The following is a 20,060-nucleotide window of genomic DNA, read 5'->3' as shown; positions in this document are numbered from 1 at the left end:
ACCGCCGAACGCGATCCAAATCAGGTTGGTCACGTGTCAGCCATGTTTCGGGCGCGGAGCGTTATCAATCACTCCCTGCGCCCATCCCAGCGTCCACTGGGTCGCCGAAGCGCCGTCCACATTCCAGAACTGCGGGGTGGCGTACATGGCGTGGATCGGTTGCCCCGCACCGCCGATCAGGATCTCGATGGTCTTCGGCAGGTTCACGATGTTGAACGCCTGCGGCGGCGCCGAGCAGATCAGGTCACCGGGCGCGCAGATCTCGTTGACCCGGTCGTTGAGCGCCCCGAACCCGCCGGGCCGCGGGCCGGTCATCGCCAGCCCCATCCCGTCGAGCATCGGCACGTCGCGCAGCGTGATCTCGGCACCCTGCCCCGGCGGGTTGGGGCCGATGTCCTTGCCGACCCCCTCCTGGCGGCGGCCGTCGGCGATCAGTGTCACGCCCAGCACCAGGTCCTCGTCGACCGGGCCCCGCCCGTTGCCGATGTCGCTGGCGATGTCGCCGGCGATCACCGCGCCCTGCGAGAACCCGACCAGCACGTAGCTGGTCAGCGGGCAGCGGTTGTTCATGTCGGTCATCGCCTTGACCGTCGCGCGGGTGCCTTCGGCCCGGCTGTCGTTGTAGGTCATCTGCCCGTCCTGGGCGAACGGATTGTGGAACTGCGCGGTGTAGGGGACGGTGAACACCTCGAGGCGGTCGTCGCCGAACTGGCCGCGCACCGGGTTGCTGACGTTGAGCAGCAGCGCGATCGGGAACTGGGTGGGGTTGAACGGGTCCAGCTGCGGTGAGGACTCCCAGGTGCCGGGCACCGAGATCAGCTGGACGTCCGGGCAGCTGGCGTCCTGGAACTCCGGGCGCGGCTTCTTGCCGGGGCTGACCCCGGTGGGCGGCACGGCCGACGGCGGCACCGCGGTCGACGGGCCGTCGGGCTTGCGCAGGACGATGACCACGATGGCGACGAGCAGCACCACCACGAGCGCCATCGCCCCGGCGGCGACGAGCGCGAGTATGCGATGGCGTTTCCGCCGATTGGTCTTGGCCATGAGTGGATGCGGCTCCTGCTAGCAGAGTCGGTCGGTTGCGATGCGAATGTAGTCGGACGTCTCGGCGTCGACGTCGACGGTGGCCGGGCTCATCCGGTCGTCGACGTCGCTGCGCACCAGCGGGTACACCGAGTCCCACACCTCCTGGTCGGTGTGCTGGGCGGCGCGCGCCTGGCACACGTACGAGCCGATCGACAGCGCCAGCAGATCGCTCGACGGCCGCACCCCGGCGGCGGCCAGCCCGTCGAGATAGTTGCGCTGCCGGTCGGTGACGACCAGCGCGTTCGACTTCGGGCCGGCGGGCGGCGGGCCGGGCGCGGCCGCGCTGGACTCGCCGTGCGCTGGGGCAGCCTGCGTCGTGGGCAATCCGATGGTGGCCATCATGTCCGCACCGGAGCACGCGGTCAGCAACGCCGCGGACGCGAGGAGCAGCGAACCCATCAGCGCCGCGAGGGCGATGGTCCGTACCGAGCGTTGCACGCCTCCAACGTACCGGCTGTCGGCGCCGGACCCGGTGAGCGAGGCGTGTTCGCTGGCTACTTGATCGTGGTGGCCAGTTCGTTCGCCATGGCGGCGAGTTGCCCGCTCCACGAACCCCAGTCGTGGGTTCCGCTGGTCGGGAAGTCGAAGTGGCCGTTGTGGCCGCCGACGCCGCGGTAATGCTGGTAGAACTCGCGGTTGGTGCCCTGGGCGATGTCGCAGTAACCGATCATCGCGGCCGGGTCGGTGCAGCCGCCGACCGGTGCGCTCCATACCCACAGCCGGGTGTTGTTGTCGGCCAGCAACTGGGCATGGACGTTGGGCGAATGCCACTTCCAGCGGCCCAGCTGTGGCAGTCCCCACATGTTGCGGGTGTCGGCGCCGCCGAACTGCGCGAGACCGGCGGTGATGGCGCCGTCGACGCCGGTGCGCTCGGGGGCCAGGAAGCCCGACAGGGAACCGGCGAAGCGGTAGCGGTCGGGGTGGAAGGTCGCCATCGCCATGGCCCCGTAGCCGCCCTGCGCCGCGCCGACGATGCCGTGCCCGGTCGGGGCCAGGCCCTTGTTGGCGGCCAGCCAGTTCGGCAGCTCATCGGCCAGGAACGTCTCCCACTGCTTGCTGCCGTCGGCCTCCCAGTTGGTGTACATGCTCCAGGCGCCGCCCGCCGGCGCCGCCACCGAGATGCCCTTGCCGGCGAGCGTGTTCATCGCGTTGCCCGCCGTGACCCAGTTGCTGACGTCTGGTGCGGCGTTGAACGCGTCGAGCAGGACCACGGCGTGCGGGCCGCCGCCCTGGAAGGCCACCGGGATGTCGCGGCCCATCGCCGCCGAGGGCACCATCAGCATCTCGACGTCGGCGTTGGCGGTGGGTGCCGTCGCCGCGCCTGCGGTCCACAGGCCGGCGGCCAGTGCCACGGTCAGAATCGCCCGCAAGAACCCACTCATCGACTGCCCACCTCACGTTCGGCTTGCCTTACCCCGCGCGAGGTAGTCAATCACACACGCGGACAACAAGAGCGCAAAAGACTGACGGCGGTGACCCCGGGAGGGTCACCGCCGTCAGGCGATGTACTCGGACGAACCGATCAGTTACCGGCCGGCGCGGCTTCGGTGGCGATCGGAGTCGACGGCTGCGGCGTGGCACCCAGCACACGCTGGATGTCCGGCTTCATCTGCTGCAGCTGCTGACCCCAGTACGGCCAGTCGTGGGTACCGCCCTGCGGGAAGTTGAACACACCGTTCTTGCCACCCGCGGCCAGGTACTGCTCCTGGAACGTCTCGTTGGTCCGCAGCGTGAAGCTCTCGAGGAACTTCGCGTTGAAGTTGTCACCGGCAACCTTGCCGTTGATCTCGGCAGGCTTGCCGTTACCGCAGAACACCCAGATGCGGGTGCCGTTGGCGACCAGGCGGTCGATGTTGACCATCGGGTCGTTGCGCTTCCACGCCGGATCGCTCGACGGGCCCCACATGTCCTCGGACTTGTAGCCGCCCGCGTCACCCATGGACATCCCGACCAGCATGGGCCACCAGCCCTCGGACAGGTTCAGGAAGCCCGACAGCGAGGCCGCGTACTGGAACTGCTGCGGGTAGTAGATCGCCAGCGTCAGCGCGGCCGAACCGGCCATCGACAGGCCCACGGCCGCGTTGCGGTTGGGGTTCACGCCCTTGTTGGCGGCCAGATAGGCGGGCAGCTCCTGGGTCAGGAACGTCTCCCACTTGTAGGTGGAGCAACCGGCCTTGCCGCATGCCGGCTTGTACCAGTCAGAGTAGAAGCTGGACTGGCCGCCGACCGGCATGATCACGGCGAGGCCGGAGTCCAGGTACCACTCGAACGCCGATGTCTCGATGTCCCAGCCGTTGAAGTCGTCGCGGGCACGAAGACCGTCGAGCAGGTAGACGCCCGGCGCGTTCGGACCGCCGTTCTGGAACTGAACCTTGATGTCACGGCCCATCCCGGCCGACGGCACCATCAGGTACTCGACCGGCAGACCCGGACGAGAGAAAGCCCCCGCAGTCGCCGAGCCTCCGATGGCGCTGATCAAGCCGGGCAGCACGGCGGCGACCATCGCCGCACCTGCGAGCCGGCGGATCCAGGCACCCCGGATCTTGCCAACGAACTTCATGCTTCTTCTATCCCATCTGTCGTATGCCGCACGCGGAACCGCCCCTCGGGCATGCCGCGTAACCCGTGCAGTCAACCACACCTTGCTGCGAACTTCCCATTCAGAGTGTGTCGTTCCTGGTCACGCCGCTCCGCCATGGAGCGTTGCGATCAGGTCTGGTTTCAGGGCTTGCAGTTGCGCACCCCAGTACGGCCACGCGTGATTTCCCGCGGGCGGGAAGTCGAACGTGGCGTTGTTTCCACCGGCCTGTAGGTAGGCCGCCTGGAAGTCCTTGTTGCTCTTCAGCGCCATCGATTCGAGGCTGTGTGCGCTGAAGGCCTGATTCGGATCGGCATTGAGGTCCAGCGGTGTCGTTCCGCCTGGCGCACAGTAGATCCACAACCGGGTGTGGTTGGCGACCAGCTTGCCGACCTGCCGGATCGGGTCGTTGCGCTTCCACGCCGGATCCCACGGTGCGCCCCACATGTTGTCGACGTTGTAGCCGCCGGCGTCGAGCATCGCGACGCGGATCGCGCCCTGCATGAACACCGCCGACGGGTTCAAGAAACCCGACAGCGAAGCGGCGTAGCCGAACTGGGCCGGATGGTGTGCGGCCAGCGCCAGGGCCGCGCTGCCCGACATCGACACTCCGACCACCGCGTTGCCGGTGCTCGACACCTGTTTCTCGGCGGCCAGCCAGGTGGGCAGTTCGTCGGTGAGGAACGTCTCCCATTTGTAGGTGTAGGGCTGGCTGTTGAAGCTCGACGGCGAATACCAGTCGGTGTAGAAGCTGGACTGGCCGCCGACCGGCATCACGGTGGCCACACCCGAGTCGAAAAACCACTCGAACGCGGCGGTTTCGATGTCCCAGCCGTTGTAGTCGTCGCGGGCCCGCATGCCGTCGAGCAGATAGACGGCTTTCGCCGGAACCTGCGCCGCGCCGCCGGCCGGCTGGTACTGGACCCTGATGTTGCGGCCCATCGACGGCGAGTACACGTCGAGGTACTCCACCGGCAGCCCCTCGCGGGAGAACGCCGTCGCCGCCGGCGCGCCGATCACCGCGCACAGGCCGGGCAGCAGCACCACCGCGGCGAGCGCCGCCATCGCGCGGCGAAGCCAGGTTCGCACGTGAAGAGTCCGTCCATCGTCGAGTCGAACAACAGCGCGGACAGCGGTCCGCGACAGCTTTATCGGCGCGCGGGTGCGGCAGCGTTACGGGCCGGTCGCGGGCATCCCGGTGTACGGAGCCTCCTTGGGCTCGGGCACGTCGAGCCCGCAACGGGCCAACTCGTAGAGCGGCACCCGGTCGATCCGGTACTGGGTGAACTGGTACGCGTGCACCAGGTTGGACAGGAACCGCCGCGGACTCATCGGTCCGCGCACCGAGTTCAGCATCGCGTCGGTCGCCGGGCACTGCAGCGCCGCCTCGGCCTGTCGGATCCACTCCTCGTCGATGTAGCCGGGAATGAACGGTGGCTCCTTGAGGAACGGCCCCTCGGCGATGGCCCAGTCCGGGAAGAGGTTCTTGTCGTGGCCGATGCGGCCGTCCTCGAGCCGGGAGGTGTGCGCGGCCAGCGGGTTGGCGAGCCCGATCTGGTCGATCACCCGCACATCGAGACCGACGTTCATGCCGAGCATGCCGAGATTGGTGAAAAAGACTGTGTGCGGGCCCTTCTGGTCCTTCGGCGCGTCCGGTGGCGGCGGGATCGCGGGCACCACGTCCCACTGGTCGTAGTTGCCCGACGGCAGCAGCAACGCACCGTCGGGGGTGTTCTCCAGCGCTTCCAGGACGGCCCGCATGCGGGGGTAGTCCAGATAGTCGGCGGCGGTCAGCGGGTGCGCGTGCCCGGTGGCCTGCGCGTAGAACCGCCGCTCGTCGACGATGCCGCTGTAGGTCACCCGCGTCGCGTCCTTGCCCATCCCGCTCGAGTTGGCCGCCCACAGCGCCCAGCCCGCCACCGCCAGCCACAGCACGCTGGTCGCGCCGACGAACAAATAGCCTGCGCCGCGGGCCATTCGGGTGGTGTCGGGCAGCACCACCGGAATCACCGACACGGGCAGCAGCAGGCAGAACAACGGCGTCAGCAGCACCCTGCCGTGCATGAAGTCGCCGCCCTGGCGGATCCAGTAGACGCCCTGCAGGAGCCCGCTGACGAGGAAGAAGATCACCACCGCGGCCGGGCTCTGCACCATCCGGACGAACCGATTGCGACCGGCCGCGGCGGCGGCGCGGCCAGATCCGGTGCGGCCCCGCGTCACCCACACCACCGCGCCCAGTCCGGCGAGCAGGATCGCGGGCGCCCAGAGCAGATACGGCTGGTTGAAGTTCGCCAGGTACACGAAACCCTGCGACCACTTCGCCCCGGACGCATCCTTGGCGACGGCGGTGCCGGGAAAGATCAACCCGTAGTAGCCCATTCGGAAGATCTGGTACCCCACCGGCAGCAGACCGCCCGCGACGACGATCACCGCGCGACTACGCCAGCCGCGCGCCGCGACGAGCATCATGACCAGCGCCAGACCGCCGATCAACGCCAGTTCGGGTCGCACCAGCACGCTGAGCCCGGCCACGAACGCCAGCGCGGCGTCGAAGGCACCGAGCGGACGCTCGCTCACCGCCGGACCCGCCGGCTGCCTGCGGATCGTCGGAACCCCGCCGCGCGGTACCGGCTGCGGCTGATAGGCGCGCGGCTGCTGCGCCCAACTGACCATCATCCACCACAGCAGCCCGAGATAGGCCAGCACCAAACCGTTTTCGAGCCCAGAAGTGGCGAAGTCACGCGCGGGCGGCACGGCGATGTAGACCAGTGCACCGGCGGGCAGCATCAGCGCTCGCCGGCCCCGCAGGCTGGGTGCGTAGAGCCGGCCGGTGCCGAGCATGGCGAGCACGACGCCGAGCACGCTGAGCACCAGCGCCAGCGTCAGGACCACATACTCGAGCCGGACCGACCCGCCGACCAGCGCGCCCAGGTAGACCAGGTAGGTCCACAGGGTCGAGGTGTTGGCCTCCACGCGTTCGCCGGCGTTGAACACCGGGCCGTTGCCGGCCAACAGGTTTCGGATGGTCCGCAGCACGATCAGGCCGTCGTCGGCGATCCAGCGCCGCTGCCAGGCGCCCCACCCGAACAGTGCGGCGACCACCACCACGCTGACCCACAGGCTCAGCCGGACCGTGTTGTCGTAGCGGAACGCCGGCCAGCGCGCCAGCCGGCGCCCCATCTCGCCGGTCCACGCGGTGGGCCGGCGCACCTTGTCAGCTGAGGAAGACGGCGGCACCGATGGTCCCGATCCACGCCAGCAGCAGCAGCTGCAGAACCCGGTCCTTCAACGCGATCTCTTCGGGCTCGCCGGCGAGTCCGCCGTCGACATCGACCGCGTAGCGCAGGATCGCGATGGTGATCGGGATGATCGTGACCGCGTACCAGGACGCGGTGGCGCCGTCGCGCTCGAACGCCCACAGCCCGTAGCACAGCACCATCGCCGTCGCCGACAACGTCCACACGAACCGCAGATACGACGCGGTGTAACTCTCCAGCGACTTGCGGATCTTGGCGCCGGTGCGCTCGGCGAGCTGCAGTTCGGCGTAGCGCTTGCCCGCCACCATGAACAGCGAGCCGAACGTCATCACCAGCAGGAACCATTGCGACAGCGGGATTCCCGCGGCCGCACCGCCGGCGATGGCGCGGATCAGGTAGGCCGACGAGACGATGCAGATGTCGAGCACGGCCTGGTGCTTGAGGCCGAAGCAGTACGCCAACTGCATCGCGATGTAGACCGCGATCACGATCAGCAGGTTCGTCGAGGCCAGCAGCGAAATGCCCAGTGCGGCAACGGCCAGCACTACGGAGCTGACGTAGGCCAGCCACTCGGGTACGACGCCGGCGGCGATGGGCCGGAACCGCTTGGTCGGGTGCGCCCGGTCGGCCTCGACGTCGCGGGCGTCGTTGACCAGATAGATCGACGAGGCCGCCAGTGAGAACGCCACGAACGCGATCAGGATCTTGACCGCCACGTCGCGGTAGTCGTAGTCCACGTCGCCGCCGAGCGCCGCGATCGGCGCGGCGAGGACGAGCATGTTCTTCACCCACTGCCGCGGGCGGATCGCTTTGATCAGCCCGGTCACGACGTTGCTGGGTGGTCCCTTGACCGGTGCCGGTTGTTCGCTCATTGGCCGTACGCTTCCTGCGCTGCTGTCACTCGAGATGCTCATCGGTTCCCTTCGGCGCGGTCGGCAACCGTGCCGACAGCCTTAGCCACGGCCGCTCCGACCGCGACACCGGTGAGGACGTCACTCGGGTAGTGCACACCGAGCACCAGGCGCGACAACGCCATCGGCGGCACCAACAGGGCGGGCAGCGGCAGTCCGGTCGCCTTGGCCAGCAGCACTGCCGCGGCCGTCGTGGACGTCGCGTGCGCGGACGGGAAACTCAGCCTGCTCGGCGTGCCGACGTTGACCGCGATCGCCGGGTGGTGCGGGCGTTCCCGGCGCACGACGCGCTTGATCAGCACCGCGGCCGCATGGGCGAGGAACGCTCCCGCTCCGGCGGCCAGCCAGGCGCGCCTGCGCTGCGGCGCGACGACGGCACCGAGCGCCGAGATCGCCAGCCAGCCGAGGCTGTGCTCACCGAAGTGCGACATCGCCCGCGCCCCCGCCAACACCCCGGGCCTGCCGGCGATGGCGGACTGCACGGCGACCAACGCGGCCTCTTCGCCGCGCGGCTGTTCAGCCATGGGGACGAGACCTCATGCCTGCTGCCCGATCCGCGCGTCGCCGGGATTGAGCACCGACTCCCACTTCTGCGTGCTGGTCAGCATCGGCAGCGCCTCGCGGTACACCTTGCGCATCCGGTTGAACCGGCGGGCAAGCAGCGCCTGACGCTTGAGCGATTCGCGGAGCAGTTCGAACATCTTGTCCCGGTCGCGCTGCCGGTACACCACCCCGCGGCCGTCGGCCGTGGTCACCGTGACCCCGTCGACGCGGCACAGCGAGAACCACCGGGCGTCCTGCGTGGCGACGTTGATCTGCGGACGGCGATGGTGCTCGGGGTCGTGGGCCTTGAGTTGGTGCACCACGCCGCGCGCCAGCCGCCACGAGATCGCGGGCGCGTTCGTCGGGATCTTGACCTTCCGGCGCCAGCGCTTGTCCGACGGCGTCGGCAGCGCGGTCGCACTCGGCAGCACCACGGCGTCGGGGAACTGCTGGCGCATGGCGCGCACGTCCGGCAACGCCGACTCCAGGATCGAGAACAGGTGTTCGGGGCCGGCCAGGAAGTCGTCCATCGCCCTGTTCTGGATGGCGACGGTCGAATATTCAAGGCACAGAAGGTGTTTCATCGTCGCCTTGAAGTGGCTGGCGATCAGCCCGCGCACATTGCCGTCCCAGTGCAGCGCCGCGACCACCAGCCGGTTACGCAGGTGGAAGTAGGCCTGCCAGTCGATCGCGTCGTCCTTGTCGCTCCACGCCATGTGCCAGATCGCGGCGCCGGGCAGGGTGACGGTGGGGTAGCCGTGCTCGCCGGCGCGCAGGCCGTAGTCGGCGTCGTCCCACTTGATGAACAGCGGCAGCGGCTGGCCGAGCTCCTCGGCGACCTGCCGCGGGATCATGCACATCCACCAGCCGTTGTAGTCGACGTCGATGCGGCGGTGCAGCAGCCTGCTGCGTTCGTGCTCTTCGTCGCTGAGCTTGAATTTGGCGAAGTTGTGGTCGTATTCGGTGTTGACCGCGTTGGTCCACATGAAGTTCTCGGAGTCGACCATCTCGCCCATGACGTGCAGGTGCGACGGCTCCTGCAGGTTGAGCATCTGCCCGCCGACCAGCGTCGGCGTCTTGGCGAACCGGTTCATCGCCAGCGCCCGCAGGATCGAGTCGGGCTCGATGCGGATGTCGTCGTCCATGAACAGGATCTGTTCGCAGTCGGTGTTTTTCAGCGCCTCGTACATCACCCGGCTGTATCCGCCGGAACCGCCGAGGTTGGGCTGGTCGTGCACGGTCAACCGGTTGCCGAGCGCTGCGGCGGCCGCGTCGAAGCCCGGGTGGTCCTTGGCTTTGTTGTTGCCCTGGTCGGAGACGATCACCGCGCCGATGACCTCGTCCACCAGCGGGTCGGACGTCAGCGCGGCCAACGCGTTGACACAATCGGCGGGCCGGTTGAACGTCGGGATGCCGACCGCGACGTTGGCGCGCCCCGGCGCGGGCACCGGTGCGTACCAACCGGCGTGGTGCAGCGTGGATCTGGCGTCGGTGGTGATGTCGAACCAGATCCAGCCACCGTCCTCGAACGGGGTCAGGTCCAGTTCGAACTCGACCGACGCCGGCTCGCCTTCCCGCTCGCTGGCCACCGGCGCACCACCGACGGTGATGCGGGCACCGGTGGCTTTGGAGCGGTAGACGTCGACGCGCGCGCTGCCGGTCAGCTCGACCCGCAACACCACCGTGTCCAGCGTCGACCAGCGCCGCCAGTAGCTGGCGGGGAACGCGTTGAAGTAGGTGGCGAACGACACCTCGGATTCGGCGCCGATCTCGAGTTGCGTGCGGGTCGGCGCGTGCGCGCGCCTGGCGTTGGTGTCCGCCTCCTCGATGTAGAGCTTGCGGACGTCGTGCGGTTCACCCGGGCGCGGCAGGATGACGCGCGCCAGCAGGCTGACCGCCTTCTGTTCGGCGGCGTCGAGCGCGCCGGACGGGATGTCGCTCATGCGCTACTGCTTTCTGAAGATTCGGTCAGCGGCACACCGTCGCGCAGGTGCGGAGCGAGCGTGTTGTCGTACATGCTCAGTGCGCTGGCGATGGCCATGTGCATGTCCAGGTACTGGTAGGTCCCCAGACGTCCACCGAACAACACTGCGGCCGAGGCGGTTTCGGCCTTCGCGCGGGCGCGGTAGGCGGCCACCAACGCACGGTCGGTCTCGGTGTTGATCGGATAGTAGGGCTCGTCGTCCGCGTCGGCGAACCGGGAGAACTCCCGCATGATGACCGTCTTGTCGGTCGGGTAACCGCGCTCCGGGTGGAAGTGCCGGAACTCGTGGATGCGGGTGTAGGGCACGTCGAGGTCGCTGTAGTTCATCACCGGGGTGCCCTGGAAATCGCCGGTTTCGAGCACCTCCATCTCGAAATCCAATGTGCGCCAGCCCAATCGACCCTCGGCGTAGTCGAAGTAGCGGTCCAGCGGTCCGGTGTAGACCACCGGGGCGTCCGGGTTCTGCGCGCGCAGGTCGTCGCGCACCTCGAACCAGTCGGTGTCCAGTCGGACCTCGATGCGGTCGTCGGCGGCCATGTTCTCCAGCCACTTGGTGTAGCCGTCGACCGGCAGGCCCTCGTAGGTGTCGTTGAAGTAGCGGTTGTCGAACGTGTAGCGCACCGGCAACCGGGTGATGTTGGCCGCGGGCAGTTCCTTGGGGTCGGTCTGCCACTGCTTGGCGGTGTAGTTCTTGATGAACGCCTCGTACAGCGGGCGGCCGATCAGCGAGATGGCCTTCTCTTCGAGGTTCTGCGCATCGGCGGTGTCGATCTCGGCGGCCTGCTCGGCGATCAGCCGGCGCGCCTCGTCGGGCGAGAAGTACTTGCCGAAGAACTGCGACACCAACCCCAGCCCCATCGGCAGCGGGTAGGCCTGCCCGTCGTGCAGTGCGAACACCCGGTGCTGGTAGCCGGTGAACTCGGTGAACTGCTGCACGTAATCCCACACCCGCTTGTTGGAGGTGTGGAACAGGTGCGCGCCGTACTTGTGCACCTCGATGCCGGTCTGCGGTTCGGGCTCGGAGTAGGCATTGCCGCCGATGTGGGGCCGCCTTTCGACCACGAGCACACGCTTGTCGAGTTGCGTGGCCACGCGTTCGGCGATCGTCAGGCCGAAGAAACCGGAGCCGACGACAATGAGGTCGAAACGTCCGGCTGACTGGTGCGCTGGGCCCCCGGGATTGGCAGTCGTCATCGGCAGTCAGGGTATCCGACCGCGACCGCGCGCCTCGAATCCGACAAGGGCCCAAGGTTGCGATCGGCTCACGATTCCATATCGTCACTTCTGTCCCACTAGTCACAGCCGTACCGTCGATCACGTCGGCTATCCCTGTCGACGGCGTCAGACCCGGGTTGAACGCGACGGCCGCGACGACCCGGCTGGCCCACTAGCAGACGTAGTCCATGTATTGAGGAGACTTCCGTGCCGAACCGACGTCGACGCAGGCTGTCGACAGCCACGAGCGCAGTCCTGGCCCTGGCAGTCGCGAGTCCCGCCGCAGTGGTCGCCGTGAGCGAACTGTCCGAGAGCACCCAGCCGCCGGCGCAGCAGCGCGAATTCGTCCAGGCGGCGCTGATCACCGACCTGCCCAACGAGTTGATGTCCGCCCTGTCCCAGGGGCTGTCGCAGTTCGGCATCAACCTGCCGCCGATGCCGACCGGGATCCTCACCGGGTCGGGGGCGAGCACCCCGGCGACGCTGACCTCGCCGGGCCTGACCACGCCCGGCCTGACAGCGCCCGGCCTGACCACGCCGAGCCTGACCACGCCCGGGTTGACGACTCCGGAACTGACCGCGCCCGGGCTCACCGCACCGAGCCTGACCACGCCAGGGCTGACCACACCGGAGCTGACGACGCCCGGGCTCACCGCGCCGAGCGCGACCGTCCCGCCGATCTCGGCGACCGGCCCGTCGCTCACCGATCCCGGGCTGACCAACCCCGCGCTCACCAACCCGGCGCTGACCAGCCCGAGCGCTACGCCAGGGCTGTCCACACCGCCGGCGCTGACCGATCCGGGGCTGGCCACCGTGCCGATCTCCTCGGCGGCCGGGCTGCCTGCGCCCAGCGAGATCCCGATCTCGGCCCCGATCGGGCTGGATCCGGCCGCAGGCACGTATCCGATCCTCGGCGACCCGTCACTGGCGACCATGCCCGCGGCGACCAGCACGGGCAGCGGCGGCATCATCGGCGAACTGTCCAGCATGGCCGACCAGCTCGGCGCCGGACAGGCGATCGACCTGCTCAAGGGCATGGTGATGCCGGCGATCATGTCGGCGGTCAAGCCCCCGGGCGCACCCGCGGCACCGCCGATCCCCGGCCCCGGCCCGGCGCCGATCCCCGGAGCCTGACCACCGAGACCTGTTGCTGAACGGCACCGCAGAAGCCACCCCCGCTCTGCGGTGCCGTTGCACGTCGCCCGACATTTTCAGACCGATCGACCGTGTCGCACCACTAGCAACATCTGACACATACGTAACATCGGTCCGTGCCTGCACGTCGTCCAGCGCCATCGCTGCTGTTCACCGCGCTCGCGGCGACGCTGGTGATGCTGCCGCCGGCGATCTACGGCCTGCCCGGTGAGGACACCGATACACCGGCCGCCGAGGCGCCCCACCTCGTCGAGCAGCCGCTGACCGGGCTCAGCGGCGGCGAGACGATCCGCGAGATCCACCAGGACACCCCATTCTCGATGGTCGCGCTCACCGCGCAGGACTTCGCAGGCACCAGCGCCCGCGTGCGCGCCAAGAAGGCCGACGGCAGCTGGGGCCCCTGGTACGACGCCGAGCCGATGGAGGGCGTCGGCCCGGAGGATCCCGGCACAGGGCCACGCGGCACCGAGCCGGTCTTCATCGGGCGCACCACGACCGTGCAGATTGCGGTGACCCGGCCGGCCGACGCGGCCACCACACCACCCGGCGCGACGCCGAAGAAGGCGCCGGGTCCGGGCCTGGGGTACGTGCCCGCCAACGTCGAGCAGCCGGTCGGGCAACTCAACGCCGTGCTGATCAGCCCGCCGCAGGCGCCGGTCGACACCTTGCCGGTCCCGTCCGCGGCCAGCGCGCCGGGCGTGGCGCCGAACATCATCGCCCGGCCGCAGTGGGGCGCCGACGAGTCGATGCGGTGCGGACCGCAGTACGACCTGGGAATCCGCGCAGGCATCGTGCACCACACCGCGGGCAGCAACGAGTACGCACCCGAGGACTCGGCGGGCATCGTCCGGTCGATTTACGAGTACCACACCCGCACCCTGGGCTGGTGCGACATCGCCTACAACGCGCTGGTCGACAAGTACGGGCAGGTCTTCGAGGGCCGGGCAGGCGGAATGGACCGGCCGGTCGAGGGCGCACACACCGGCGGCTTCAACCGCGACACCTGGGGTGTGGCGATGATGGGCAACTTCGAGGTGGTGCCGCCGACGCCGATCCAGGTCCGCACCACCGGCCGGCTGCTGGGCTGGCGGCTCGGCCTGGACCGCATCGACCCGCGCGGCCAGGCGGTGCTGCCGTCCGCGGGCGGCTCGTTCTCGAAGTTCCCGGTCGGCGCGACGCCGACGCTGCCGGCGATCTTCACCCACCGCGACGTCGGCGTCACCGAGTGCCCGGGCAACGCCGCCTACGCGCTGATGGACCACATCCGCGACATCGCGGCACGCTTCAACCAGCCGCCGGGACCCGACGATCTCGCCGAATCCCTGCGCGGCGGAGCGATTTTCGCGCGCTGGGAGGCGATGGGCGGGATGAACAGCCCGCTGGGCAGGCCGACGTCGCTGGAGGCCGCCGGCGACCGCGACGCCCGCTACGTCACGTTCGAGCACGGCGCGGTGTACTGGTCACCGCCCAGTGGTCCGCAACCGGTGGTCGGCGAGATCTACCGGGCCTGGGGGACGCTGGGCTTCGAGCGCGGCGCACTCGGCTTGCCGACGAGCGCGGAAATCCATGAGCCGCAATGGATTGTGCAGAACTTCCAGCACGGCACGCTGAACTTCGACCGCGAGCACGGCACGGTGACCCGCGTCGCCGACGGGGTCCCGGTGGAGTTGCCCAAGCCCGCGGTCGAGGGTGCGCCCGTGCAACTCGAGCGGTTCACCCCGCCGATCAGTCCGAGCTAGTCGGCCACCACCGCTCGAGCACCCGGGCGACCCCGTCCTCGTTGTTGGTGGCGGTGATCTCGTCGGCGGCGGCCAGCGCGTCGGGGTGGCCGTGTCCCATCGCCACCCCGAGCCCGGCCCAGCGCAGCATCGGCACGTCGTTGGGCATGTCACCGAACGTGACGGCTTGGTCGGCGCTGATGCCCAGCGGCCGGGCGACGTCCTCCACGCCGGTCGCCTTGCTGATCCCGACCGGCATCACCTCGATCAGCCCGTTGTTGGTCGAGAATGTGATATCGCCATGTGCGCCAACATGATCGGCGAGCACCGCGGCCATGTCATCGCTGCGCGCGCCGGCCTTGCGGATCAGCAGCTTGATCGCGGGCTCGCTGAGCAGGTCCGCCAGCGACACCTCGGTGTTGTCCGGGTTGAGCCAGGCGTGCTCGTAGCCCGGTGAGCTGACGAACTGTGGGGTGGCGGCGTCGTGTGCGGTGCTGCCGACGCGTTCGACGGCCAACCCCGCCCCGGGGATCAGCCGGGTCGCGATCTCGGCCAGTTCGCCGAGCAGGTCCGCGCTCAGCGTGTGCGAGGTCAGCACGCGGTCGGTGGCCGGGTCGTAGAGCACGGCGCCGTTGGCGCACACCGCAAGCGGGGCGAACCCGAGCGCGTCGACGACCGGCGGCACCCAGCGCGGAGGCCGCCCGGTGGCGATCACGAACTGGGCGCCCGACTGCACGGCGGCCGTCACCGCCGCGCGCGTGCGCGGCGTGACCTTCTCGTCGTCGTCGAGCAGGGTGCCGTCGACGTCGGAGGCGATGAGCCGGGGCATACCGGTGGTGCGGGTCATACGGTTATCCGCCTTCTCGTACCGGGGTCACCGGTGGCTTCGGGCTTCGCGCTCGGCACGCCTGCGCGCGCGCTCGGCCAGTTCGGCCTCGTCGAGTTGCTTGGCCTCGTCGGGGGTCGGGGCGCTGCCGCCGAGCCGTCGGGGTACCCAGAACGCCCCCTCCGGATGCGGATACTCCAGTTGCGCCTTGTGCAGCAGTTCGGTCATCGCGGTGCGCAGCCGCTGCAGCGTCTCGGCCATGGTGTCGGCGGCCTGCAGCGGGGCCCCGACGTCGACGGTGACCGGAATCTTGCTGCGCCCCAACCGGCGCGGATGGTCCTTCGTCCAGATCCGCTGCGTGCCCCAGACGATCAGCGGCACGATCGGCACGCCGGCCTCGGCGGCCATCCGGGCCGCACCGGTCTTGAAGTCCTTGAGTTCGAAGCTGCGGCTGATGGTGGCCTCGGGATAGACCCCGACCAACTCGCCGGCCTGCAGCCGCTGCACGGCCACCGCATAGGCGCCGGCGCCGGCGCGGCGGTCCACCGGGATCGTGCCGGTGCGGCTGATGAGGAAGTTGATGACCTTCACTTCCTGCATCTCTTCTTTGATCATGAAGCGCAGGCGGCGCTGCCGATAGTGCACCGCCAGGGCGGCGGGCAGCCAGTCCACGTAGCTGGTGTGGTTGATCGCGATGACCGCCCCGCCCTCGGCCGGGATGTTCTCCAGGCCGCGGTAGGTGATCCGGATGCCGTTGACCCGGACCGCCGCCTTGACGAGCACCTCGAGCGAGTAGAAGACGGGCTCCACAGCCGCTACTCCGGCGCCCCGGTCGGGTCGGCCCGCTGAGCGCGGCGAGCGGCCTTCTCGGCCGCCTCCTCGGTATCCATCCGGTTGGCCTCGGCCAGCGTCGGCGCACCGCCGCCGAGGCGGTGCGGCACCCAGAACTCGCCGGGCGGATACGGGCCGTACTCGTCTTGCACCTGTTCGAGGAGGTGCTGCATACGCGAGTGCAGCAGCGCGGTCAGCTCGGTGGGGGGCAGCGTCGGCGGGATCGGTTCGCCCACCGCGATCGAGATCGGCACCTTGGGGCGCCACATCTTCTTCGGATGGCCCTTGGTCCAGATGCGCTGGGAACCCCACACGATGTGCGGGACGATCGGCACGTCCGCGGCGATGGCCATCCGCGCTGCACCGGACTTGAACTCCTTGATCTCGAAGCTGCGGCTGATCGTGGCCTCCGGGTAGACGCCGACCAGCTCACCCTCCTTGAGCTTCTGGCAGGCCTGGGCGAACGAGTCGGCGCCGCTGTCGCGGTCCACCTCGATGTGGCGCAGGCTGCGCATGATCGGCCCGGAGATCTTGTTGTCGAAGACCTCTTTCTTCGCCATGAACCGGACCTTGCGGCCCAGCCCCTGCCGGTAGGCGGGCAGGCCCGCGAAGGTGAAGTCGAAGTAGCTGGTGTGGTTGATCGCGATCACCGCGCCGCCGGTGGCGGGCAGGTTCTCCACGCCGGTCACGGTGAACTTCAACCCCTGCACGCGCCAGATCAGCCGCGCCAGCTGAATAACGGTGCCGTATACCGGTTCCACATCAGGCAGCCTAGTCGCGTGACCGTTCCGACCGAACCCGTGCCGATCCCCGCAGTCGTCAGCCGCATCGCGGGCGCGCGGCCGGTGCGCGCGGTGTGGGTGAACGAACTGGGCGGGGTGACGTTCTCGGTGGGCGGCACGGAGTTTGTGAAGGTGTATCCCGCGGCGTCCGCTCACCTGCTGGCCGACGAGGTGCCGCGGCTGCGCTGGGCGCGGCGCTACACGGCGGTGCCCGCCGTCCTGGCGGCCGGGCCGGGCTGGTTGCACACCGCGCGGCTGCCCGGACTGTCGGCGGTCGACCCGCGCTTTGCCGATCAACCCCGGGTGGCTGCCCGCGCGATCGGGGTCGGCCTGCGCCGCCTGCACGACGCCCTGCCGGTCGACGACTGCCCGTTCGGCGCCCCGTCGTGGGTGCCCCCGGACGCGCCGCCGGCTGACCACCTCGTCGTGTGCCACGGTGACGCCTGCTCCCCCAACACGCTGCTCGACGACGACGGCGCGTTCTGCGGGCACGTGGACCTGGGCGTCGCGGACCGGTGGGCCGACCTCGCCGTCGCCACCGTGTCGCTGGACTGGAACTTCCCGACCGAGGGCCCCGGCGGCTTCCAGGAGGTTCTGCTCGACGCGTACGGCGTCGCCGCCGACACCGACCGCATCGCCTACTACCGCCGCGCGTGGGACGAGGAGGAGCCGGCGGCGGGCTAGACTCGCGGCGAGCACCCACACGCGCAGAAAGGGCATTTGTGCAGGTCACCAGCATCGGCCACGCGGGATTCCGCATCGACACCGCGGCGGGAAGCGTGCTGTGCGACCCGTGGGTGAATCCCGCGTACTTCGCGTCGTGGTTCCCGTTCCCCGACAACAGCCGGCTGGACTGGGCCGCCCTCGGTGACGTGGACTACCTGTACGTCTCGCATCTGCACCGCGACCACTTCGACCCGAAGCTGCTGCGCGAACACGTCAACAAGGACGCCGTCGTGCTGCTGCCCGACTATCCGGTGCCCGATCTGCGCCGCGAGCTCGAGAAGCTGGGCTTCCACCGATTCTTCGAGACCACCGACTCGGTGCGTCACACCGTCAGCGGCCCCAAGGGCGACCTCGGCGTGATGATCATCGCGCTGCGCGCCCCGGCCGACGGGCCGATCGGCGACTCCGGTCTGATCGTCGACGACGGGGAAACCGTGGCGTTCAACATGAACGACGCCCGGCCCGTCGACCTCGACGTGGTGCACGCCGACTTCGGTCACGTCGACGTGCACATGCTGCAGTACTCCGGGGCGATCTGGTACCCGATGGTCTACGACATGCCGGCCCGCGCCAAGGAGGCGTTCGGCATCCAGAAGCGGCAGCGGCAGATGGACCGGTGCCGTCAGTACATCGCGCAGGTCGGGGCGACGTGGGTGATCCCGTCGGCGGGACCCCCGTGCTTTCTGGACCCGGACCTGCGTGACCTCAACGACGACCACGACGACCCGGCCAACATCTTCCCCGACCAGGTGGTGTTCCTGGACCAGATGCGCACGCACGGCCACGACGGCGGGCTGCTGCTGATCCCGGGGTCGACGGCGGATTTCACCGGCTCACAACTGGATTCGCTGACCCATCCGCTGCCCGACGAGGACGTGCAGGCGATCTTCACCACCGGCAAGGCGGCCTACATCGCCGACTACGCCGAGCGGATGGCTCCCGTGCTCGCCGCGGAGAAGGCGAACTGGGCGCCGGCGCCCGGCGAGTCACTGCTCGAACCGCTGCGCACCCTGTTCGAGCCGATCATGGTGCAGAGCGACCAGATCTGCGACGGTATCGGCTATCCCGTCGAACTGGAACTCTGCGGCGGCGGCCATGACGAGAGGGTCGTCCTCGACTTCCCGAAACGCGTTGTGCGCGAACCGATCCCCGACGAGAAGTTCCGCTACGGGTTCGCCATCGCGCCGGAACTGGTGCGCACCGTGCTGCGCGACAACGAACCCGACTGGGTCAACACCATCTTCCTGTCGACCCGGTTCCGCGCCTGGCGGGTCGGCGGCTACAACGAGTACCTGTACACGTTCTTCAAGTGCCTGACCGACGAGCGGATCGCCTACGCCGACGGTTGGTTCGCCGAGGCGCACGACGACAGCGCGTCGATCACGTTGGACGGCTGGGAGATTCAGCGGCGCTGCCCGCACCTGAAGGCGGATCTGTCGAAGTTCGGCGTGGTCGAAGGTTCGACGCTGACCTGCAACCTGCACGGGTGGCAGTGGAATCTGCAGAACGGCCGATGTCTGACGACCAAGGGCCACGAGCTGCGGAGCACCCGGATATGACCGCGCCGCAACAGTATTACGACGACGGCATGATCCAGCTCGACCGCGAGGCGATCACACTGCGGCGCTACCACTTCCCGTCGGGCACCTCGAAGGTCATCCCGCTGCGCTCGATCCGCGGCTACACCGCGACCCCGCTGAACTGGATGCACCGCTACCGGCTGTGGGGCAGTTCGGATCTGCGCCGCTGGCTGCCGCTCGACATCCGCCGGCCGCTGAAGAGCACGCTGATCACGCTCGACGTCGACGGCCGGTGGCGCCCGGCGTTCACCCCCGCCGACCCCGAGCGGTTCGTCGCCGGACTCGACGAACTACTCACCTAGCGCCGGGCGCGCCGCAGCCGTCGCACCGCGAGCAGTCCGGCGCCCGCCGAGGCCAGCCACGGGCCCGCCACGATGATCGGGTCGAGCCACATGTGATTGCTGTCGGCGCGCTTGCTCTTGGCGCGCGCCGCGACGCCATTGTACTTGAACTCGGTGAGGACACCGGTCTGGGTGATCGGGTTGTCCGGGCGCAGGCTCAGCAGGGACTGCAGATGGTGTTCGACGGCGTCGACCCGATCGGCGAGGATCAGCAGCAGCCAGTGCGCGGCGCGGCCCTCGCTGTAGGTGCGGTACGAATACCGCCGGATCGCCCCGGACAGCCCGCGCGGCGGCGTCGAGGTGCCGAACACCGGCGTCAGGAACTTGTGCTCGATGGACCGCTCGCGCGGCCACTTCTCCGGCTGGCGTTCGGGGAAGTCCCAGCGGGCGCCCGTCTCGACGGCGGCGAGCTTGGGCACCGACGGCCGGTCGGCCGGATCGAGGTCGGCGCCCCAGCCCGGGATCCGGGCACGCAGGTCGTCGGAGTTCGGCACGGGCGGATGGTCGGCGGTGTAGGTCATGATCGT

19 protein-coding genes are annotated in these 20,060 nt (G+C 69.2%); 5 read left to right on the top strand and 14 right to left on the bottom strand.

Annotated features, from left to right (window positions below; translation table 11 throughout):
• Positions 1–36: 36 nt before the first annotated feature.
• From culp6 to glf, 10 genes are all read right to left on the bottom strand, one after another.
• Complete coding sequence (culp6, locus tag BLW81_RS07950; protein WP_083406719.1) at positions 37–1,044, bottom strand: carboxylesterase Culp6; 1,008 nt, start codon at positions 1,042–1,044, stop codon at positions 37–39.
• A gap of 18 nt (positions 1,045–1,062) precedes the next feature.
• Positions 1,063–1,524, bottom strand: a complete 462-nt coding sequence (locus tag BLW81_RS07945; RefSeq protein ID WP_235632214.1) for a DUF732 domain-containing protein — start codon at positions 1,522–1,524, stop codon at positions 1,063–1,065.
• Positions 1,525–1,580: 56 nt separating this feature from the next.
• Complete coding sequence (locus BLW81_RS07940) at positions 1,581–2,468, bottom strand: alpha/beta hydrolase-fold protein (RefSeq protein WP_083406718.1); 888 nt, start codon at positions 2,466–2,468, stop codon at positions 1,581–1,583.
• Between the two features lie 140 nt (positions 2,469–2,608).
• The gene (locus tag BLW81_RS07935; protein ID WP_083406717.1) at positions 2,609–3,646 is read right to left on the bottom strand and encodes an esterase family protein; all 1,038 of its coding nucleotides are present in this window, start codon (positions 3,644–3,646) and stop codon (positions 2,609–2,611) included.
• Positions 3,647–3,766: 120 nt separating this feature from the next.
• Positions 3,767–4,729: an alpha/beta hydrolase gene (locus BLW81_RS07930; RefSeq protein WP_083410391.1), complete on the bottom strand. Its 963-nt coding sequence runs from the start codon at positions 4,727–4,729 to the stop codon at positions 3,767–3,769.
• A 108-nt stretch (positions 4,730–4,837) separates the two neighbouring features.
• On the bottom strand, positions 4,838–6,901 hold the full coding sequence (gene zomB, locus BLW81_RS07925; RefSeq protein WP_083406716.1) for a terminal beta-(1->2)-arabinofuranosyltransferase: 2,064 nt from the start codon (positions 6,899–6,901) through the stop codon (positions 4,838–4,840).
• Entirely contained in the window at positions 6,879–7,793 is a 915-nt protein-coding gene (locus tag BLW81_RS07920; RefSeq protein ID WP_083406715.1) for a decaprenyl-phosphate phosphoribosyltransferase, read from the bottom strand. The genes zomB and BLW81_RS07920 overlap by 23 nt, the downstream gene beginning before the upstream one ends.
• A 38-nt stretch (positions 7,794–7,831) precedes the next feature.
• Entirely contained in the window at positions 7,832–8,356 is a 525-nt protein-coding gene (locus BLW81_RS07915) for a phosphatase PAP2 family protein (protein WP_083406714.1), read from the bottom strand.
• Positions 8,357–8,368: 12 nt separating this feature from the next.
• On the bottom strand, positions 8,369–10,318 hold the full coding sequence (locus tag BLW81_RS07910; RefSeq protein ID WP_083406713.1) for a glycosyltransferase: 1,950 nt from the start codon (positions 10,316–10,318) through the stop codon (positions 8,369–8,371).
• Positions 10,315–11,553, bottom strand: coding sequence for a UDP-galactopyranose mutase (gene glf / locus BLW81_RS07905; protein WP_083406712.1), 1,239 nt, complete (start codon positions 11,551–11,553; stop codon positions 10,315–10,317). The genes BLW81_RS07910 and glf overlap by 4 nt, the downstream gene beginning before the upstream one ends.
• Positions 11,554–11,781: 228 nt before the next feature.
• On the opposite strand from glf, the gene BLW81_RS07900 reads away from it, so the two are divergent.
• Together BLW81_RS07900 and BLW81_RS07895 are read left to right on the top strand one after the other, a co-directional pair.
• The gene (locus BLW81_RS07900) at positions 11,782–12,708 is read left to right on the top strand and encodes a hypothetical protein (protein ID WP_083406711.1); all 927 of its coding nucleotides are present in this window, start codon (positions 11,782–11,784) and stop codon (positions 12,706–12,708) included.
• 197 nt (positions 12,709–12,905) lie between these two features.
• Positions 12,906–14,468, top strand: a complete 1,563-nt coding sequence (locus BLW81_RS07895) for an N-acetylmuramoyl-L-alanine amidase (protein WP_407662335.1) — start codon at positions 12,906–12,908, stop codon at positions 14,466–14,468.
• Here BLW81_RS07895 and BLW81_RS07890 read toward each other — a convergent pair.
• The 3 genes from BLW81_RS07890 to BLW81_RS07880 are packed head-to-tail and all read right to left on the bottom strand — an operon-like array spanning position 14,455 to position 16,865.
• Positions 14,455–15,294 (bottom strand): Cof-type HAD-IIB family hydrolase, encoded by an 840-nt coding sequence (locus BLW81_RS07890; RefSeq protein WP_083406709.1) that lies wholly within the window; start codon positions 15,292–15,294, stop codon positions 14,455–14,457. The two genes, BLW81_RS07895 and BLW81_RS07890, sit on opposite strands and share 14 nt — an antisense overlap.
• 27 nt (positions 15,295–15,321) lie before the next feature.
• Positions 15,322–16,083 carry a lysophospholipid acyltransferase family protein gene (locus BLW81_RS07885; RefSeq protein WP_083406708.1) on the bottom strand — a complete coding sequence of 254 codons (762 nt, stop codon included), beginning with the start codon at positions 16,081–16,083 and terminating at the stop codon, positions 15,322–15,324.
• A 5-nt stretch (positions 16,084–16,088) separates the two neighbouring features.
• Positions 16,089–16,865 (bottom strand): lysophospholipid acyltransferase family protein, encoded by a 777-nt coding sequence (locus BLW81_RS07880; protein WP_083406707.1) that lies wholly within the window; start codon positions 16,863–16,865, stop codon positions 16,089–16,091.
• 18 nt (positions 16,866–16,883) lie between these two features.
• On the opposite strand from BLW81_RS07880, the gene BLW81_RS07875 reads away from it, so the two are divergent.
• The 3 genes from BLW81_RS07875 to BLW81_RS07865 are packed head-to-tail and all read left to right on the top strand — an operon-like array spanning position 16,884 to position 19,494.
• Positions 16,884–17,570: a phosphotransferase gene (locus BLW81_RS07875; RefSeq protein WP_083406706.1), complete on the top strand. Its 687-nt coding sequence runs from the start codon at positions 16,884–16,886 to the stop codon at positions 17,568–17,570.
• Positions 17,571–17,608: 38 nt separating this feature from the next.
• Positions 17,609–19,171: an MBL fold metallo-hydrolase gene (locus BLW81_RS07870; RefSeq protein ID WP_083406705.1), complete on the top strand. Its 1,563-nt coding sequence runs from the start codon at positions 17,609–17,611 to the stop codon at positions 19,169–19,171.
• Positions 19,168–19,494: a hypothetical protein gene (locus tag BLW81_RS07865; protein ID WP_083406704.1), complete on the top strand. Its 327-nt coding sequence runs from the start codon at positions 19,168–19,170 to the stop codon at positions 19,492–19,494. Before BLW81_RS07870 ends, BLW81_RS07865 begins: the two co-directional genes overlap by 4 nt.
• Here BLW81_RS07865 and BLW81_RS07860 read toward each other — a convergent pair.
• On the bottom strand, positions 19,491–20,054 hold the full coding sequence (locus BLW81_RS07860; protein ID WP_083406703.1) for a hypothetical protein: 564 nt from the start codon (positions 20,052–20,054) through the stop codon (positions 19,491–19,493). The genes BLW81_RS07865 and BLW81_RS07860 overlap by 4 nt on opposite strands.
• Between the last annotated feature and the right edge of the window lie 6 nt (positions 20,055–20,060).

The sequence above is a fragment of the Mycolicibacterium rutilum genome (assembly GCF_900108565.1).
Taxonomy (GTDB): Bacteria; Actinomycetota; Actinomycetes; order Mycobacteriales; family Mycobacteriaceae; genus Mycobacterium; species Mycobacterium rutilum.
Note: the sequence above shows the minus strand (reverse complement) of the source record. Positions and strands in the feature narration are given on the sequence as shown.

Bases quoted from the DNA above. Each gene is read 5' to 3' on its own strand.
- culp6 (WP_083406719.1), bottom strand. From the start codon at position 1,044: ATGGCCAAGACCAATCGGCGGAAACGCCATCGCATACTCGCGCTCGTC.
- BLW81_RS07940 (WP_083406718.1), bottom strand. From the start codon at position 2,468: ATGAGTGGGTTCTTGCGGGCGATTCTGACCGTGGCACTGGCCGCCGGC.
- BLW81_RS07935 (WP_083406717.1), bottom strand. From the start codon at position 3,646: ATGAAGTTCGTTGGCAAGATCCGGGGTGCCTGGATCCGCCGGCTCGCA.
- BLW81_RS07930 (WP_083410391.1), bottom strand. From the start codon at position 4,729: ATGGCGGCGCTCGCCGCGGTGGTGCTGCTGCCCGGCCTGTGCGCGGTG.
- BLW81_RS07920 (WP_083406715.1), bottom strand. From the start codon at position 7,793: ATGAGCGAACAACCGGCACCGGTCAAGGGACCACCCAGCAACGTCGTG.
- BLW81_RS07915 (WP_083406714.1), bottom strand. From the start codon at position 8,356: ATGGCTGAACAGCCGCGCGGCGAAGAGGCCGCGTTGGTCGCCGTGCAG.
- BLW81_RS07910 (WP_083406713.1), bottom strand. From the start codon at position 10,318: ATGAGCGACATCCCGTCCGGCGCGCTCGACGCCGCCGAACAGAAGGCG.
- glf (WP_083406712.1), bottom strand. From the start codon at position 11,553: ATGACGACTGCCAATCCCGGGGGCCCAGCGCACCAGTCAGCCGGACGT.
- BLW81_RS07895 (WP_407662335.1), top strand. From the start codon at position 12,906: ATGCTGCCGCCGGCGATCTACGGCCTGCCCGGTGAGGACACCGATACA.
- BLW81_RS07890 (WP_083406709.1), bottom strand. From the start codon at position 15,294: ATGACCCGCACCACCGGTATGCCCCGGCTCATCGCCTCCGACGTCGAC.
- BLW81_RS07865 (WP_083406704.1), top strand. From the start codon at position 19,168: ATGACCGCGCCGCAACAGTATTACGACGACGGCATGATCCAGCTCGAC.
- BLW81_RS07860 (WP_083406703.1), bottom strand. From the start codon at position 20,054: ATGACCTACACCGCCGACCATCCGCCCGTGCCGAACTCCGACGACCTG.